The organism is Bradyrhizobium sp. CCBAU 11434 (genome assembly GCF_028128895.1).
Classification (GTDB): Bacteria; Pseudomonadota; Alphaproteobacteria; order Rhizobiales; family Xanthobacteraceae; genus Bradyrhizobium; species Bradyrhizobium zhengyangense.
On sequence record NZ_LBJX01000102.1, the window covers coordinates 401696 to 416583 of the forward strand.

The window sequence follows — 14888 nt, forward strand, 5'->3', positions numbered from 1 at the left end:
ACACACACTGCGTCGTCCCGGGCTCGCGCCGCGCGCGCCCGGGGACGACAGCGGAGAGCGCGGCAAGAGTCATGTTGCAATCCCTCGCCAGACGCGTTTCCTACCGGCCATGATCTCCGACGCACCAGTGCTGCAACAATCATCGGAACCAGCCGAGAGCGCCGGCGCGGCCTCGCGGTTGTCGCGCCATGCGCGGCCGGTGCTGGGGCTGCTGCTGCCGGTGATCCTCGCGCTCGGCTGGGAGCTGGTGGTCTGGTCCGGCTGGTCCAATGGCCGCCTGGTGCCGCCGCCCTCGCGCGTCTTCGCCACCATCGCTGATCTCGCCCGCTCCGGCGAGCTGCTCCGCCACATCGCCGCGACGTTGTGGCGGGTCGGGCTCGGCTTCGCCTTCGGCGTCGTCGCTGGCACGGTGCTTGGCGCCCTCTCGGGCTATTGGTCGCTGGCGCGGCGGCTTCTTGATCCCACTGTACAAGCGTTGCGCGCGATCCCGTCGCTCGCCTGGGTGCCCCTGTTCATCCTCTGGCTCGGCATTTTCGAGACATCGAAGATCGCGCTGATCGCGGTCGGCGTGTTCTTCCCGGTCTATCTCGGCGTGATGGGCGCGATCCTCTCGGTCGATCGCAAGATCGTCGAGGTCGGCCGCACCTTCCGCCTCTCAGGCTTCGCGATGATCCGCCGCATCCTGCTGCCCGCCGTGCTGCCGGCCTATGTCGTATCCTTGCGCGTTGGCCTTGGTCTCGGCTGGATGTTCGTGGTCGCCGCCGAATTGATCGGCGCCTCCGAAGGCCTCGGCTATCTCCTGCTCGACGGCCAGCAGCTCGGCAAGCCGGCGCAAATCCTCGCCGCCATCGTGATCTTCGCCATTCTCGGCAAGCTGACGGACTGGCTGATCGAGGTCGCCGCGGCACCGTTCCTGCGCTGGCAGGACGCCTTCGGCCGCGCGAAGGGAGCTTGAGGCGATGCTGGCGCTCGACCGGGTCAGCAAGACCTATCCCAACGGCGTCGAGGCGCTGGCGCGCTTTTCCGCCGAGATCAGGCAGGGCGAGATCATCGCAATCATCGGGGGTTCCGGCTGCGGCAAATCCACATTGCTCCGCGCCATCGCGGGTCTTGACCGCGCCAGTTCCGGCACGGTGACGCTCGACAGCGAGGCGATCGCCTCGCCGCACGCCAAGATTGGCATCATCTTTCAGGAGCCGCGGCTGCTGCCCTGGCTCAGCGTTGCCGACAATATCGGCTTCGGTATCGCCGAGTTGCCGGCGGCCGAGCGGCGCGACAAGGTGGCGCGAGCGCTGGCACGCGTTGGCCTCGCCGACAAGGCGCAGGCCTGGCCGCGCGAGCTCTCGGGCGGACAGGCGCAGCGGGTCGCGATTGCGCGTGCGCTGGTGCCGCAACCCGAAGTGCTCCTGCTCGACGAGCCGTTCTCCGCGCTCGATGCCTTCACCCGTCGGGACCTGCAGGATCATCTGCTCGACCTCTGGGCCGACACGCGGCCGACCTTGATCCTCGTCACACATGACGTCGACGAGGCCGTCGTGCTGGCCGATCGCGTGCTGGTGATGCGGCCGCGGCCCGGTCGGCTGTTCGACCAGATCGAGATCAATCTGACCCGTCCGCGCGACCGCAATTCGCCGCTGTTCGAGAATTTCAAGCGAAGTGTGCTGACGTCACTCGACCGTTCGCTCGACCGCAACGTGCCCGACCGTGACGCAACCCAGGGTCCCGGTCAGGCCATGTGGTGGTGACATTTTCGCCCCGAGCCGGTACATCGAGAGACAATTTTCCCGGGAGAGAACAAGATGGATGCCGCAGAGCTGCGCCAGATGCAGGCCCCGATCAAGGAACGCTACAAGTCCGATCCCAAGACCGCGATGATCACGCTGAAGGCCAAGGGCTCGACCGAGAGCGAAGGCATCGCCTGCAAGGTTGAGACCGGCCGCGCCATCGCGACGGCTGGCCTGCATCCGGCCACCGGCGGTTCAGGGCTCGAGCTCTGCTCCGGTGACATGCTGCTGGAAGCGCTCGTTGCCTGCGCCGGTGTCACACTGAAGTCGGTTGCGACCGCGATCGAAGTGCCGCTCAGAAGCGGCAATGTCTACGCCGAGGGCGATCTCGATTTCCGCGGCACACTCGGCATCGACAAGGAGACCCCGGTCGGCTTCGCCGAGATACGCCTCCGCTTCGAGGTCGACACGCCGGCACCGCAAGACAAGCTCGATCTCCTGCTCAAGCTCACCGAGCGCTATTGCGTGGTCTATCAGACCATCAAGAACGGCCCGAAGGTTTCGGTGTCGATGCAGCGGGTGTGAGGCGCAGGTCGTAACCGCAGCAATTGGTGTCGTTCCGGGGCTCGCGCTTCGCGCGCCCCGGAATGACAGACAAAATGTCCCTCGACCTCCACTTCATCGTCTTCCTCCTCCTGCGCATGGCGATCGCGGCGGCGTTCGTCGTGTCGGCGTCTGTCATCACCGAGCGCTCGGGGCCGGCGATCGGAGCGCTGGTTGCGACGCTGCCGGTTTCCGCCGGCCCCTCCTACGTCTTCCTCGCGATCGACCATGACGCCGCCTTCATCGCGCAGGGCGCGTTGTCGAGCTTGCCGGTCAACGCCGCAACGATCTTCATGGGCCTCACTTATGTCGTGCTGGCGCAGCGGCACAGCATGGCGGTGAGCTGCGGCAGCGCGTTCGCGGTCTGGATCGCGATCGCATCGGTCATCCGCATGTTCGACTGGACACTCACCGCGGGCCTCACCGCGAACTTCATCGCGTTCGGCATCTGCATTCCGCTGCTCTCAGGCTATCGCCACGTGAAGATGCCGCTGGTGACGCGCCGCTGGTACGACATCCCGATGCGGGCCGCGCTGGTCGCGACTCTCGTCGCCATCGTCGTCTCGACGTCGAATTGGGTCGGCCCTCGCATCAGCGGCATCATTGCGCTGTTCCCCGTGGTGTTCTCCAGCATGATGGTGATCCTGCATCCCCGCATTGGCGGCCCGCCGACCGCCGCCGTGCTCGCCAATTCCGCGTGGGGCCTGCTCGGTTTCGGCATGGCGATCGCGGTCATGCACGTTGCAGTGGAGAAATTTGGATCGGGGGTTGGCCTTTTCCTGGCGCTTGCAACCTGCGTGACGTGGAACCTGACGCTGTGGTGGAATGGGCGTAGAGCGCGACGCATTGGAACGTAAGCGTTGCGTACGGATATTTTGCGGTGATCCGCCTCGTACTTCTCCGGTGTTCGGCCGCCGGTTTTCGACAGCGTCGTTAATTTAATCTTTGCGCCTTGCCCGTAAATGTACTCGTCGGTTGTTGAGGTGGCCCACGTTGAATGCGGGCCTGCAGTTTCGAAATCCAAGTGGCGAGCGAGCCGAAAATTTTCGAGCGTGAGGGCAACGGTGCCTGCGTCATGCAAAACCATTTCTCATCGAGGAGATATTTGAATGTTCGGTCGCAAGTCCCATTCTGATGCCCAGGCGCGGCTCGATGCCATCGGCCGTTCCCAGGCGATGATCGAATTCAATCTTGATGGGACGATCATCACGGCCAACAAGAATTTCCTCGATGCCCTTGGCTATCGGCTCGACGAAATCCAGGGCAAACATCACTCCATGTTCGTGCCGGCCGACCAGCGCGAAACCGCTGAGTACAAGGCGTTCTGGGCCGCACTGAATCGTGGCGAGTATCAGGCGCGCGAGTTCAAGCGAATCGCGAAGGACGGCCACGAGATCTGGATCGAAGCATCCTACAATCCGGTGCTCGACGGCAACGGCAAGGCGGTGATGGTCGCCAAGATTGCGACCGACATCACCGAGAAGAAGATCCGGAGCATGACGGACGCTTCGAAGATCGCCGCCAGCAGTCGTGCCCAGGCGGTGATCGAGTTCAAGCTCGACGGAACTATTGTCGCCGCCAACGAGAATTTCTGCAATGCGCTCGGCTATTCGCTGGCCGAGATCCAGGGCAAGCATCACAGCATGTTCGTGGCGCCCGCCGAGCGCGATGGCGCGGCCTATCGCGAATTCTGGGCGAAGCTCAATCGCGGTGAGTACCAGGCCGGCGAGTTCAAGCGTATCGGCAAGGGTGGCCGAGAGGTCTGGATTCTCGCCTCTTACAACCCGCTGCTCGACGAGAGCGGCAAGCCGTTCGGCGTGGTCAAATACGCAACAGACGTCACCGCGGAAAAGCTGAAGAACGCCGACCGCGCCGGCCAGCTCGAAGCCATCGACAAGGCGCAGGCCGTGATCGAGTTCAACATGGACGGCACGATCATCACAGCGAACTCGAACTTCCTCGCAGCCCTCGGCTATTCGCTGGCCGAGATCAAGGGCAAGCATCACAGCATGTTCGTCGAGCCCGGTGAGCGCGACGGCGCCGCCTATCGCGAATTCTGGGCCGCGCTCAACCGCGGTCAGTACCAGGCAGGGGAATACAAGCGCATCGGCAAGGGCGGCAAGGAAGTCTACATCCAGGCCTCCTACAACCCGATCTTCGATCTCAACGGCAGGCCCTACAAGGTCGTGAAATACGCCACCGATGTCACGAAGCAGGTGCTGGTACGCATGGGCAACGAACGCGTTCGCGGCATGATGGAATCGGTCGCCGCCGGATCAGAGGAGCTGAATGCCTCGGTGCGGGAGATCTCGGAGGCCATGACAAAGTCGCGCGAGACGGCGATGAGCGCGGTGGATCAGGTCGCTACCGCCGACGCGCAGGCCCAGCGCCTCACCGAAGCCGCGCAGGCAATGAGCGGCATCGTCGAGCTCATCAACAACATCACCGGGCAGATCAACCTGCTCGCGCTCAACGCCACGATCGAATCGGCGCGCGCTGGCGAAGCCGGTCGCGGCTTCGCCGTGGTCGCCTCGGAGGTCAAGAGCCTCGCCAACCAGGCCAAGCAGGCCACGGACAAGATTGGCGCGGAGATCGGCAGCCTCAACGGCATCTCCGGCGACGTCGTCACCGCTCTGGCTTCGATCAAGACGGCCATCAACAACGTCAGCGAATATGTCACGTCGACGGCCGCCGCAATCGAGGAGCAGAGCACGGTCACGAACGAAATGTCGACCAGCATGCAGCGCGCCGCCGCGGAAGCTGCGGCGATCGCGGCGAGGGCGTAAACGGCATCGTCACTGCTTCGGCAGCTTGGCCTTCAGCGCATACAGCGCATCCAACGCCTCGCGCGGCGACATCTCGTCGGGGTGGAGCGCCTTCACGGCGTCCATCAGCAGTTCAGCCTCGGTCGGCGGTGCGGCTTCCGCGGCGGCGCGCGAGGGGACGGCGAACAACGGCAGATCGTCGGCGAGCGCACGGGCGGTCTGGCCGCGGTCTTGCGCTTCCAGCTTTGCCAGCACCGATTTGGCACGCGTAATGACGGCGGGCGGCAGGCCTGCGAGCTTGGCGACCTGGATGCCGTAGGAGCGATCGGCCGAGCCCGGCAGCACCTCGTGCAGGAACACGACATTGCCCTGCCATTCCTTCACCCGCACCGTCGCATTGAACATGCGCGGCAGCTTGGCCGAGAGCGCGGTCAGCTCGTGATAATGCGTCGCGAACAGCGTGCGGCAGCGGTTGCTCTCGTGCAGATGCTCGATCGCGGCCCAGGCGATCGACAGACCGTCGAAGGTCGCGGTGCCGCGGCCGATCTCATCTAAGATCACAAGCGCGCGCTCGCCGGCCTGGTTCAGGATCGCCGCCGTCTCCACCATCTCCACCATGAAGGTCGAGCGGCCGCGGGCGAGATCGTCGGCGGCGCCGACGCGCGAGAACAGACGGTCGACGATGCCGATCCGCGCGCGCGTCGCCGGCACGAAACTGCCGATTTGAGCAAGAAGCGCAATCAGCGCGTTCTGGCGCAGGAAGGTCGACTTACCCGCCATGTTCGGGCCGGTCAGCAGCCAGAGCTGGCCGGATTTTTGCGCCGGGCTCGGCGAGAGATCGCAGGCGTTCGCAATGAACGGCTCGCCGTTGCGCTTCAAGGCTTTCTCGACCACGGGATGGCGGCCGGCCTCGATCGCAAAGCCGAGCGAGCCATCGACCTCGGGTCGCACATAGTTCTCGTCGACCGCGAGCTTGGCCAGCGACGTCGCGACATCGAGCAGCGCAAAGCCTTGCGCGGCCGCACGCAGATCGTCGCTGATTTCGATCGCCCTGGCGCAGAGCCGCTCGAAGATCTCGAGCTCGAGGCCGAGCGCGCGGTCGCCGGCATTGGCGATCTTTGCTTCGATCTCGCCGAGCTCCGACGTCGTGAACCGCACCTGGCCCGCCAGCGTCTGGCGATGGATGAAGGTCGCATTCAGCGGCGCCGACATCAGCTTGTCGCCGTGCTGCGCGGTGACCTCGACGAAATAGCCGAGCACATTGTTGTGGCGGATCTTGAGCGCCTTGACGGAGGTCACGTCGGCATAGCGCGCCTGCATCGAGGCCACGACCAGGCGCGAAGCGTCGCGTAGGTTTCGCGCTTCGTCGAGCGCCGGCTCATAGCCGGCACGAACGAAGCCGCCATCGCGCTTGATCAGCGGCAATTGCTCGTCGAGCGCGCGCGCGAATTCGGCGGCGAGCTCGCGCGAGGGACGCTTCAGCGCCGCCATCACTGCCGTGATCTCCTGCGGCGGCTGGTCGATCTCGCCAAGCCGCGCCAAAACCTGGTCTGCGGCGATGATGCCGTCGCGCAAGCCCGCAAGGTCGCGCGGTCCGCCGCGGCCGACGGAGAGGCGGGCCAGCGCGCGCGACATGTCGGGCGCGCCGCGCAAGATGCTGCGGATGTCCTCGCGCGTCGCCGAATCCGCGACGAAGGCACTGACGGCATCGAGCCGCCGCGCGATCGCCGGCGCGTCGGTCAAGGGCGCGGCCAGCCGCTGCGCCAGCAGGCGCGAGCCGGCCGAGGTGACCGTGCAGTCGATGGCATCGAGCAGCGAGCCGCGGCGTTCGCCGGCGAGCGTCCGCGTCAGCTCGAGATTGGCGCGGGTGGCGGGATCGATCGCCATGGTCGCGCCGGAGGCTTCGCGCGCGGGCGGCGACAGCGGCGGATGCTTGCCGACCTGGGTGCGGTCGACATAGGTGACGGCGGCGGCAGCAGCGGTGGCTTCCAGCCGCGACAGCTGCGCCAGCCCGTCCATGGTCGCGACGGCAAAGTAGTCGCAAAGGCGCTTCTCGGCGGTGGCGCCGTCGAAGACATCGCGGGTCACCGGCGTCACCGCCGGCAGCTCGCGCAAGGTCTGCCCGAGTTCGTTATCGCCATAAAGCGCGTCGGTGACGATGGCCTCGTTCGGGTTGATGCGCGCCAGCGTCGCGGCGAGCTCGCCGCCCGAGACTTCCGTCACCGTGAATTCGGCGGTCGAGATGTCGATCCAGGCAAGCCCGAAACGGTCGCCGCCGGCGGACGAGCGCGCCCGCGCGATCGCCAGCAAATAATTGTTCGCGCGCGCATCGAGCAGCGTGTCTTCCGTCAGCGTGCCCGGCGTCACCAGCCGCACCACGCCGCGGCGCACGACGCTCTTGTTGCCGCGCGCTTTCGCCGCCGCGGGATCCTCGGTCTGCTCGCACACGGCGACCCGGTGGCCGGCGCTGATCAGGCGGTGCAGATAATCCTCGGAGCGCTCGACCGGCACGCCGCACATCGGGATATCGTTGCCCTGATGCTTGCCGCGCTTGGTCAACACGATGCCGAGCGTCCTGGAGGCGATCTCGGCGTCCTCGAAGAACAGCTCGTAGAAATCGCCCATCCGGTAGAACAGCAGCAAGCCCTGATGCGCCGCCTTGATCTCCAGATACTGTTCCATCATCGGCGTGACGCGCGCGGCGGCTTCCGCCGGCGGTGCGGGGGTCGTTTCAGGCTCTGGCGCTTGTATGGGCTGTTGCATTGTCATGGGCGGCGCAACCTACAAAATTTCGCCTCCTGCTCCTATCGCTTTGGCCCGACAGCGGGGGTTTTCCACGTTGTCCGCACCGCGGCATGCGCCGGCGGCGTGCTGGTCCCTCGGAACACGCAAGCAACCGTCAATTGACCTGCCGCGGGCGCCCTCCTAAAACTCCGCCGACATTGAAGAATTTCCGCCGAACCGCGGCATTCAGGGAGAACAACGATGCGTGACGTCTTTATCTGCGATGCCGTGCGGACCCCGATCGGCCGTTTCGGCGGCTCGCTGGCCAAGGTGCGTGCTGACGACCTCGCCGCCGCTCCCATCAAGGCGCTGATGGCCAAGCACCCCAATCTCGACTGGGCGCAGGTGGACGAAGTCTTCTTTGGCTGCGCCAACCAGGCCGGCGAGGACAACCGCAACGTCGCGCGCATGGCGCTGCTGCTGGCGGGGCTCCCCGACTCGGTTCCCGGCCAGACCCTGAACCGGCTCTGCGCCTCCGGCCTCGATGCGGTCGGTGCGGCCGGCCGTGCCATCCGCTCCGGCGAGATCGAGCTTGCCATTGCCGGCGGCGTCGAATCCATGACCCGCGCGCCCTTCGTGATGGGCAAGGCGCAGGAAGCGTTCTCGCGTTCGGCCGAGATCTTCGACACCACCATCGGCTGGCGCTTCATCAACCCGCTGCTCAAGGCGCAGTATGGCGTCGACGCGATGCCGGAGACCGGCGAGAACGTCGCCGAGGAATTCCAGGTCTCGCGCGCCGACCAGGATGCCTTCGCCATCCGCTCGCAGCAGCGCGCCGGCAAAGCGATCGCCGCCGGCTATTTTGCGGAAGAAATCACGCCCATCACCATTCCTGGCGGCAAAGCCGGTCCGATCACGGTCGACAAGGACGAGCATCCGCGTCCCGAGACCACGCTGGAAGGTTTGGCAAAACTGAAGCCGATCGTGCGCAACCCCGGCACGGTGACCGCCGGCAATGCCTCCGGCGTCAATGACGGCGCCGCCGCGATGATCCTTGCGTCCGAAGCCGCTGTGAAGAAGCACGGCCTGACGCCCCGCGCGCGCATCCTCGGCCTTGCCTCGGCCGGCGTGCCGCCGCGCATCATGGGCATCGGCCCGGTGCCGGCGACCCGCAGGCTGATGGAGCGGCTCGGCAAGAAGATCACCGATTTCGACCTGATCGAGCTGAACGAGGCTTTCGCCTCGCAGGGCATCGCCTGCATGCGCCAGCTCGGCGTCGCCGACGATGCCGACTACGTCAATCCGCATGGCGGCGCCATCGCGCTCGGCCATCCCCTCGGCATGAGCGGCGCGCGCCTCGCGCTCACCGCCGTGCACGGCATGGAAAAGCGCGGCGGCAAGCTCGCGCTCGCCACCATGTGCGTCGGCGTCGGCCAGGGCGTGGCCGTCGCGATCGAGAAGGTGAACTAAGACTCTGTCCTCTCCCTCTCCCCGCAAGCGGGGAGAGGCGAAGAGTCCTCGGGAGATGAGAGGATCGTTCCATGATCATCGAGCGCGAGCAGGACGTCACGGCCGCGGCACTGGCGGTGATGGAGCGAACGTCCGATCCGCGGATGCGGCAGATCATGGTCTCGCTGGTCAAGCATCTGCACGGCTTTGTCCGTGACGTGCGCTTGACCGAGAAGGAATTTCGCGACGCGACCGCAATCATCGCCGAACTCGGCAAGCTGACCACCGACACGCATAACGAAGTCGTGCTGATGGCGGGCTCGCTCGGGGTCTCGCCGCTGGTCTGCCTGCTCAATAATGGCGATCAAGGCAATACGGAAACCGATCAGTCGCTGCTCGGGCCGTTCTGGCGGCTGAACTCGCCACGGGTGGAGAATGGCGGATCGATCGTCCGCTCCGAGACTCCGGGCGCGCCGCTGTTCGTCAATGGCCGTGTCGTCGACAAGGACGGTCGCCCCGTCGCCGGCGCGGAAGTCGATGTCTGGCACGCCTCGCCGGTTGGGCTGTACGAGAACCAGGACCCCGAGCAAGCCGACATGAACCTGCGCGGCAAGTTCACGACAGATGCAGACGGGCGCTTCGCCTTTCGCTCGGTGATGATGACAGGCTATCCCATTCCGACCAATGGCGTGGTCGGTCGCCTTCTGGAAGCGCAGAGCCGGCATCCCTATCGTCCGGCGCATCTGCATGCCCTGATCTTCAAGCCCGGCTTCAAGGTGCTGATCTCGCAGGTCTACGATCCCAGCGATCCCCATATCGACAGCGACGTGCAGTTCGGCGTGACACAAGCGTTGATCGGCAAGTTCGTGCGCCACGAGGCGCCGCATCCGACCGCGCGTGACGTTTCGACCCCCTGGTATTCGCTCGATCACACCTACCGGCTCGAGGCCGGGGAGGCCGTGCTGCCGCGTGCGCCGATCAAATAGGGCGCTCGTGCCGAATGCCGGGCGCGAAAGGGGTGCGAAAGCCGCTTCCCTAGATTAGTTATATTCTATAATGATTGGCGCAAATTTGGTCCGGCCGAACCGAAATGGCCGGGGAGGAGTTCGCCAATGACGTTCATTTATCCCACAGACAGCAACACGGCGCATCCGCTGCCGCTGTCGCCCGAGTACAAGAGCTCGATCAAGCGCGCGCCGAACAAGCCGTTGATCCCGATGCGCCACACGCTGTCGGAACTGACCGGCCCGGTCTACGGCCACGAGACCGTGCGCGAAGGCGACAACGATCTCACCACCCAGCACAAGGGCGAGCCGCTCGGCGAGCGCATCATCGTGCATGGTCATGTCCGCGACGAGGATGGCCGCGGCGTGCCCAACACGCTGGTCGAGATCTGGCAGGCCAACGCCTGCGGCCGCTACGTCCATGTCCGCGATCAGCATCCGGCGCCGCTCGATCCCAATTTCACCGGCGCGGGCCGCACCGTGAGCGATGCCGCCGGTTATTACCGCTTCGTCAGCATCAAGCCCGGCGCGTATCCCTGGGGCAATCATCACAATGCCTGGCGCCCCGCGCACATTCATCTTTCGGTGTTCGGTCATTCCTTCGTCAGCCGCCTGGTGACGCAGATGTATTTTCCGGGAGATCCGCTGTTCCCGTTCGATCCGATCTTCAATTCGGTGCCGGACGAGAAGGCGCGGATGCGCATGGTCTCGTCGTTTGACCTCGAGAATACCAAGCCCGAATGGGCGCTGTGCTACCGCTTCGACATCGTGCTGCGCGGCAAGAACGCCACCCCCATGGAGAACCACTAACGTGCAGGATTCTGTGAAGCCCGATGGGATTACGCCGTCGCAGACCGTCGGCCCGTTCTTCAAATACGGCCTGACGCCGACAGGCGATTACGCCTGGAACGACGCCTTCACCAATTCGACGCTGACGCCTGACGTCTCCGGCGATCGCGTCCGCATCGAGGGCCGCGTGCTCGACGGCGACGGTGCCACCGTGCCCGACGCCATGCTGGAGATCTGGCAGGCGGATGCGCAGGGGCGCTACGCCGATCCGCAGGACAAGCGCGCGCCGCCGAACGCCAGCTTCCGCGGCTTCGCCCGCTGCGGCACCGACAAGGAAGGCAATTATTCCTTCGACACCATCAAGCCGGGCACGGTGCCCGATGCCGACGGCAAGCCGCAGGCACCACATCTCGTCCTGGCGGTGTTCGCGCGCGGCATGCTGCGGCATCTCTATACCCGCATCTATTTCGGCGACGAGGCCGGCAATACAGCCGATCCCGTGCTGGCGCTGGTTCCAGCCGACCGCCGCGCCACGCTGATTGCGGTGCGTGACGCGGGCAAGGCGGTCTACAAGCTCGACCTGCGCCTGCAGGGCGACAACGAGACGGTGTTCTTCGACGTGTGAAGCCAAGCGCATGCCGGCGACATCAGGTCGCCGGCAGACGTCAAAGGATCGATTGCCGTATCGCATTCCCCGTATTTTCCCGGGGTGATCGCGACGCAATTTCCGCGCGAAGAAAGTCCGTGTTTACCGCAATCCTTTAGGCTTCGCGTTGATTTGGCGCTGGCTATCGGATTGTTTCATGAAAATTCGTCTTTCGCTGTCTTCAGCAATCATTGCATTTGGCATTGTTCTGGCCATCGGCTTCACGGCGGTCGTCTCCACCAGCCTCTATGCGCTACGCGAGCTCAAGGTCGGTGGTCCGCTCTACTCCGACATCAAGCTCGGCAACGATTTGATCGCCGACATCCTGCCGCCGCCGGAATATGTCATCGAGGCCTATCTCGAAGCCACGCTCGCCATGCGTGAGCCGGACCAACTGGCAGCCCATGGCGAACGTCTGGTCCAGCTCCGCAAGGATTATGACGAGCGCAAGGCCTATTGGACCGCGTCCAGCCTCGCGGCTGACCTGAAGACGGCCCTGGTGTCCAAGTCCGACGCCGAGGTGCAGAAATTCTGGAAGCTGTTGTCCGATCAGCTCCTGCCGGCGCTCAAGGCCAAGGACGCGGCTGCGTCCGAACGCGCCTATGCGCAGCTCAAGGCCGCCTACACCGCGCATCGCGCCGTCATCGACAGCATCGTCGACAGCGCCAACAAGCAGAACGCCGACATGGAGAAGCTGGCCGCCGAGCGCGACAGCGCGATGCTCTATATTCTGCTTGGCGTCTCCGCGGCCGTGCTCGCCTTCATTGCCGCCGGTCTGCTCGGCGTCGCGTTCGGCGTGGTGCGTCCGATCGTGCGCATGACGGACACGATGCAGAAGCTTGCGACCGGAGATCTCGCCGCCGACATCCCTTTCGCGCAACGTCAGGACGAGGTCGGCTCGATGGCCGGCGCACTCCAGGTGTTCAAGCAGGGAGCGATCGAGAATTCGCGCCTGCGCGAGGAGCAATTGCAGAAGGAACAGGAAGCGGCGCTGGCCAAGCGCAGTGCCCTGCACCAGATGGCCGAGACCGTCGAGCGCGAGACCGGCCGTTCCGTCGATACCGCGAGCTCTGCGACGCAGGGCGTGGAGCGGGCTGCCGTGAGCCTTTCCGAGATCGCGCGATCCCTGTCTTCGGAATCGCAGGCCGTCGCCGCCGCCTCCACCCAGGCCCTCGGCAGTTCGCAGACCGTTTCGGCCGCCGCCGAAGAGCTGAGTGCCTCGATCCGGGAGATCGCAACGCAGGTCGGACGCACCTCGACTGTCACCAAGTCGGCGGTCGCAGGCCGCGAGCAGGCGCGCTCGACCATCCAGGCGCTGGCGGGCGCAGTGAAAAAGATCGCCGAGGTCTCCGACCTGATCGGCGGCATCGCCGGCCAGACCAATCTGCTCGCGCTCAACGCCACGATCGAGGCGGCGCGTGCCGGCGAGGCAGGCCGCGGTTTTGCGGTCGTCGCGGCCGAAGTGAAATCCCTGTCCGACCAGACTGCGAAATCCACCGAGGAGATCGGGCGCCTGATCGCGGAGATCCAGACCTCGACGCAGGCCGCGGTCGATGCCGTCGAGACCATGGGTGGCCACATCGTCGAGATCGACGGCGTGGCGACCTCGGTCGCCGCCGCGATGGAAGAGCAGGATGCCGCGACGCGAGAGATCGCCCGTTCGATCTCCGAATCGGCGTCTGCCGCGAAGGAGGTCTCTGCCAAGATCGCCAATGTCAGCCGCGACGCCGCGTCCGTGAACGACCGCGCCACGGAGGTCAGGCAGGCCATCGCGGGCATGGCGGCCAATCTGGAATCGCTGCGATCGGTTGTGGTCCGCACCGTGCGAGACTCGACCGCAGCGGCTTAACGTCCGACACCAACTCGGCCGCTGGCGCGTGGGGGCGTGATCGTGCAGTATGGCACGGGGCAGGGGCATCAGGGCTATGACACCTCCACAACTGCCGGCGGTCGCTGAACCCGGTTACCTCACGGCCGCATTGCGCAAGGCCGGCGCGCTGGACGCCGGCGCCGTGCGCGAGGTGACGGTGCTGCATGAGCGCGACACCGTGGTGTCGCACATCGCCCGGATCGGCCTGCGCTATGTCGGCGAATCAGCCGGCGCGCCGCAATCCCTGATCCTGAAGACGCCACATGCCGATTTTGCCAAGACGCTCGCCGATGGCGGCCGGCATGAGGTGGCCTTCTACACCAGGCTCGCACCGAACATGCCGCGAGGGCTGGTGCCGCGCTGCTTCGACGGACGTTTCGACGAGCTGGGCGAGACCTGGCATCTCCTGCTCGAAGATCTCACCGACAGCCACGAGATCGTGACCCAATGGCCGCTGCCGCCGTCGCGCGAGCAGACATTCGCGATCGTCGCTACGCTTGCACGCTGGCATGCGGCCTGGTGGGACCATCCCGATCTCGGCCACACCATCGGCACCTGGGCGAGCCCGGACGACAGCGCGCAGCATTTGGAGACCTTTGCCGGTCATTACGACCGTTTCGCCGATATGCTCGGCGATCGCCTCAGCGAGGAGCGCCGGCTCCTTTATCGTCGCCTGATCGACCAGTCGGCCCGGCTATCCGAGCGTTACCATTCGCGTCGTAACCTCAGCATCACCCACGGCGATGCTCACACCTGGAATTTCTTTCTGCCGCGCGTCGGCGTCGCTGACACCGTGCGCATCTTCGATTTCGACCTGTGGGGCGTCAATGTCCCGACCAACGACCTCGCCTACATGATGGCGCTGCATTGGTTTCCGGAGCGCCGGCAGGCCCTGGAGCGTCCGCTCCTCAATCTCTATCACGAGACACTGCTCGCAAGCGGCATCACCGGCTACACGCGCGGCGCGCTCGATCGTGACTACCGCCTGTCGGTGCTCTGGCACATCACCAAGCCGGTCTGGCAATGGGCCATCAACATCCCGCCAGGGATCTGGTGGCATCATCTGGAGCGGATCATGATGGCGGTCGAGGATCTGGGGTGTGAGGAGTTGTTGTAGGGAGCGCGCTACGCACTCGCTGTCGTCGCCCGGCTTGACCGGGCGACCCAGTATTCCAGAGACGTCTGTGGGATGCGGAAAAGCCGCGGCGTACCGGATGCCCCGGTTCCGGCTCCGCCAAGGCTACGCCGAGGCCCACACGGGCGCTCGGCACGCCGAAGCTTCAGCGAAGGCGGCAGGCCGGGGCATGACAGATG

General features: G+C 65.4%; 12 protein-coding genes. 11 read left to right on the top strand and 1 reads right to left on the bottom strand.

What is annotated here, in order from left to right; translation table 11 throughout:
* Positions 1 to 109 precede the first annotated feature (109 nt).
* From XI06_RS39145 to XI06_RS39165, 5 genes are all read left to right on the top strand, one after another.
* Positions 110 to 955 carry an ABC transporter permease gene (locus XI06_RS39145; RefSeq protein WP_237860433.1) on the top strand — a complete coding sequence of 282 codons (846 nt, stop codon included), beginning with the start codon at positions 110 to 112 and terminating at the stop codon, positions 953 to 955.
* Positions 956 to 959: 4 nt separating this feature from the next.
* On the top strand, positions 960 to 1745 hold the full coding sequence (locus XI06_RS39150; protein WP_237860430.1) for an ABC transporter ATP-binding protein: 786 nt from the start codon (positions 960 to 962) through the stop codon (positions 1743 to 1745).
* A 54-nt stretch (positions 1746 to 1799) separates the two neighbouring features.
* A complete protein-coding gene (locus XI06_RS39155) occupies positions 1800 to 2309 on the top strand; it encodes an OsmC family protein (protein WP_237860428.1) in 510 nt (169 codons plus the stop codon).
* A 74-nt stretch (positions 2310 to 2383) separates the two neighbouring features.
* On the top strand, positions 2384 to 3184 hold the full coding sequence (locus XI06_RS39160) for a hypothetical protein (RefSeq protein WP_237860426.1): 801 nt from the start codon (positions 2384 to 2386) through the stop codon (positions 3182 to 3184).
* A 252-nt stretch (positions 3185 to 3436) separates the two neighbouring features.
* A complete protein-coding gene (locus XI06_RS39165; protein WP_237860424.1) occupies positions 3437 to 5113 on the top strand; it encodes a methyl-accepting chemotaxis protein in 1677 nt (558 codons plus the stop codon).
* Between the two features lie 9 nt (positions 5114 to 5122).
* Here XI06_RS39165 and mutS read toward each other — a convergent pair whose 3' ends face one another.
* Positions 5123 to 7861 carry a DNA mismatch repair protein MutS gene (gene mutS, locus XI06_RS39170; protein WP_271607756.1) on the bottom strand — a complete coding sequence of 913 codons (2739 nt, stop codon included), beginning with the start codon at positions 7859 to 7861 and terminating at the stop codon, positions 5123 to 5125.
* Between the two features lie 216 nt (positions 7862 to 8077).
* Between mutS and pcaF the strand changes: the two genes are divergently transcribed.
* From pcaF to XI06_RS39200, 6 genes are all read left to right on the top strand, one after another.
* Positions 8078 to 9286, top strand: a complete 1209-nt coding sequence (gene pcaF / locus XI06_RS39175; RefSeq protein ID WP_237860419.1) for a 3-oxoadipyl-CoA thiolase — start codon at positions 8078 to 8080, stop codon at positions 9284 to 9286.
* A gap of 71 nt (positions 9287 to 9357) precedes the next feature.
* Positions 9358 to 10251, top strand: coding sequence for a dioxygenase family protein (locus tag XI06_RS39180; RefSeq protein WP_271607757.1), 894 nt, complete (start codon positions 9358 to 9360; stop codon positions 10249 to 10251).
* A 126-nt stretch (positions 10252 to 10377) separates the two neighbouring features.
* Positions 10378 to 11079 (top strand): protocatechuate 3,4-dioxygenase subunit beta, encoded by a 702-nt coding sequence (gene pcaH, locus XI06_RS39185; RefSeq protein ID WP_271607758.1) that lies wholly within the window; start codon positions 10378 to 10380, stop codon positions 11077 to 11079.
* A gap of 1 nt (position 11080) precedes the next feature.
* Positions 11081 to 11683 (top strand): protocatechuate 3,4-dioxygenase subunit alpha, encoded by a 603-nt coding sequence (pcaG, locus tag XI06_RS39190; protein ID WP_271607759.1) that lies wholly within the window; start codon positions 11081 to 11083, stop codon positions 11681 to 11683.
* A 178-nt stretch (positions 11684 to 11861) separates the two neighbouring features.
* A complete protein-coding gene (locus XI06_RS39195; protein WP_237860410.1) occupies positions 11862 to 13553 on the top strand; it encodes a methyl-accepting chemotaxis protein in 1692 nt (563 codons plus the stop codon).
* Positions 13554 to 13602: 49 nt separating this feature from the next.
* Positions 13603 to 14691 carry a phosphotransferase gene (locus XI06_RS39200; protein ID WP_271607760.1) on the top strand — a complete coding sequence of 363 codons (1089 nt, stop codon included), beginning with the start codon at positions 13603 to 13605 and terminating at the stop codon, positions 14689 to 14691.
* Positions 14692 to 14888: the final 197 nt, after the last annotated feature.

Excerpts from the sequence above, each read along its gene's own strand:
- XI06_RS39145 (WP_237860433.1), top strand. The coding sequence starts at position 110 with ATGATCTCCGACGCACCAGTGCTGCAACAATCATCGGAACCAGCCGAG.
- XI06_RS39150 (WP_237860430.1), top strand. The coding sequence starts at position 960 with ATGCTGGCGCTCGACCGGGTCAGCAAGACCTATCCCAACGGCGTCGAG.
- XI06_RS39155 (WP_237860428.1), top strand. The coding sequence starts at position 1,800 with ATGGATGCCGCAGAGCTGCGCCAGATGCAGGCCCCGATCAAGGAACGC.
- XI06_RS39160 (WP_237860426.1), top strand. The coding sequence starts at position 2,384 with ATGTCCCTCGACCTCCACTTCATCGTCTTCCTCCTCCTGCGCATGGCG.
- XI06_RS39165 (WP_237860424.1), top strand. The coding sequence starts at position 3,437 with ATGTTCGGTCGCAAGTCCCATTCTGATGCCCAGGCGCGGCTCGATGCC.
- mutS (WP_271607756.1), bottom strand. The coding sequence starts at position 7,861 with ATGACAATGCAACAGCCCATACAAGCGCCAGAGCCTGAAACGACCCCC.
- pcaF (WP_237860419.1), top strand. The coding sequence starts at position 8,078 with ATGCGTGACGTCTTTATCTGCGATGCCGTGCGGACCCCGATCGGCCGT.
- XI06_RS39180 (WP_271607757.1), top strand. The coding sequence starts at position 9,358 with ATGATCATCGAGCGCGAGCAGGACGTCACGGCCGCGGCACTGGCGGTG.
- pcaH (WP_271607758.1), top strand. The coding sequence starts at position 10,378 with ATGACGTTCATTTATCCCACAGACAGCAACACGGCGCATCCGCTGCCG.
- XI06_RS39195 (WP_237860410.1), top strand. The coding sequence starts at position 11,862 with ATGAAAATTCGTCTTTCGCTGTCTTCAGCAATCATTGCATTTGGCATT.
- XI06_RS39200 (WP_271607760.1), top strand. The coding sequence starts at position 13,603 with ATGGCACGGGGCAGGGGCATCAGGGCTATGACACCTCCACAACTGCCG.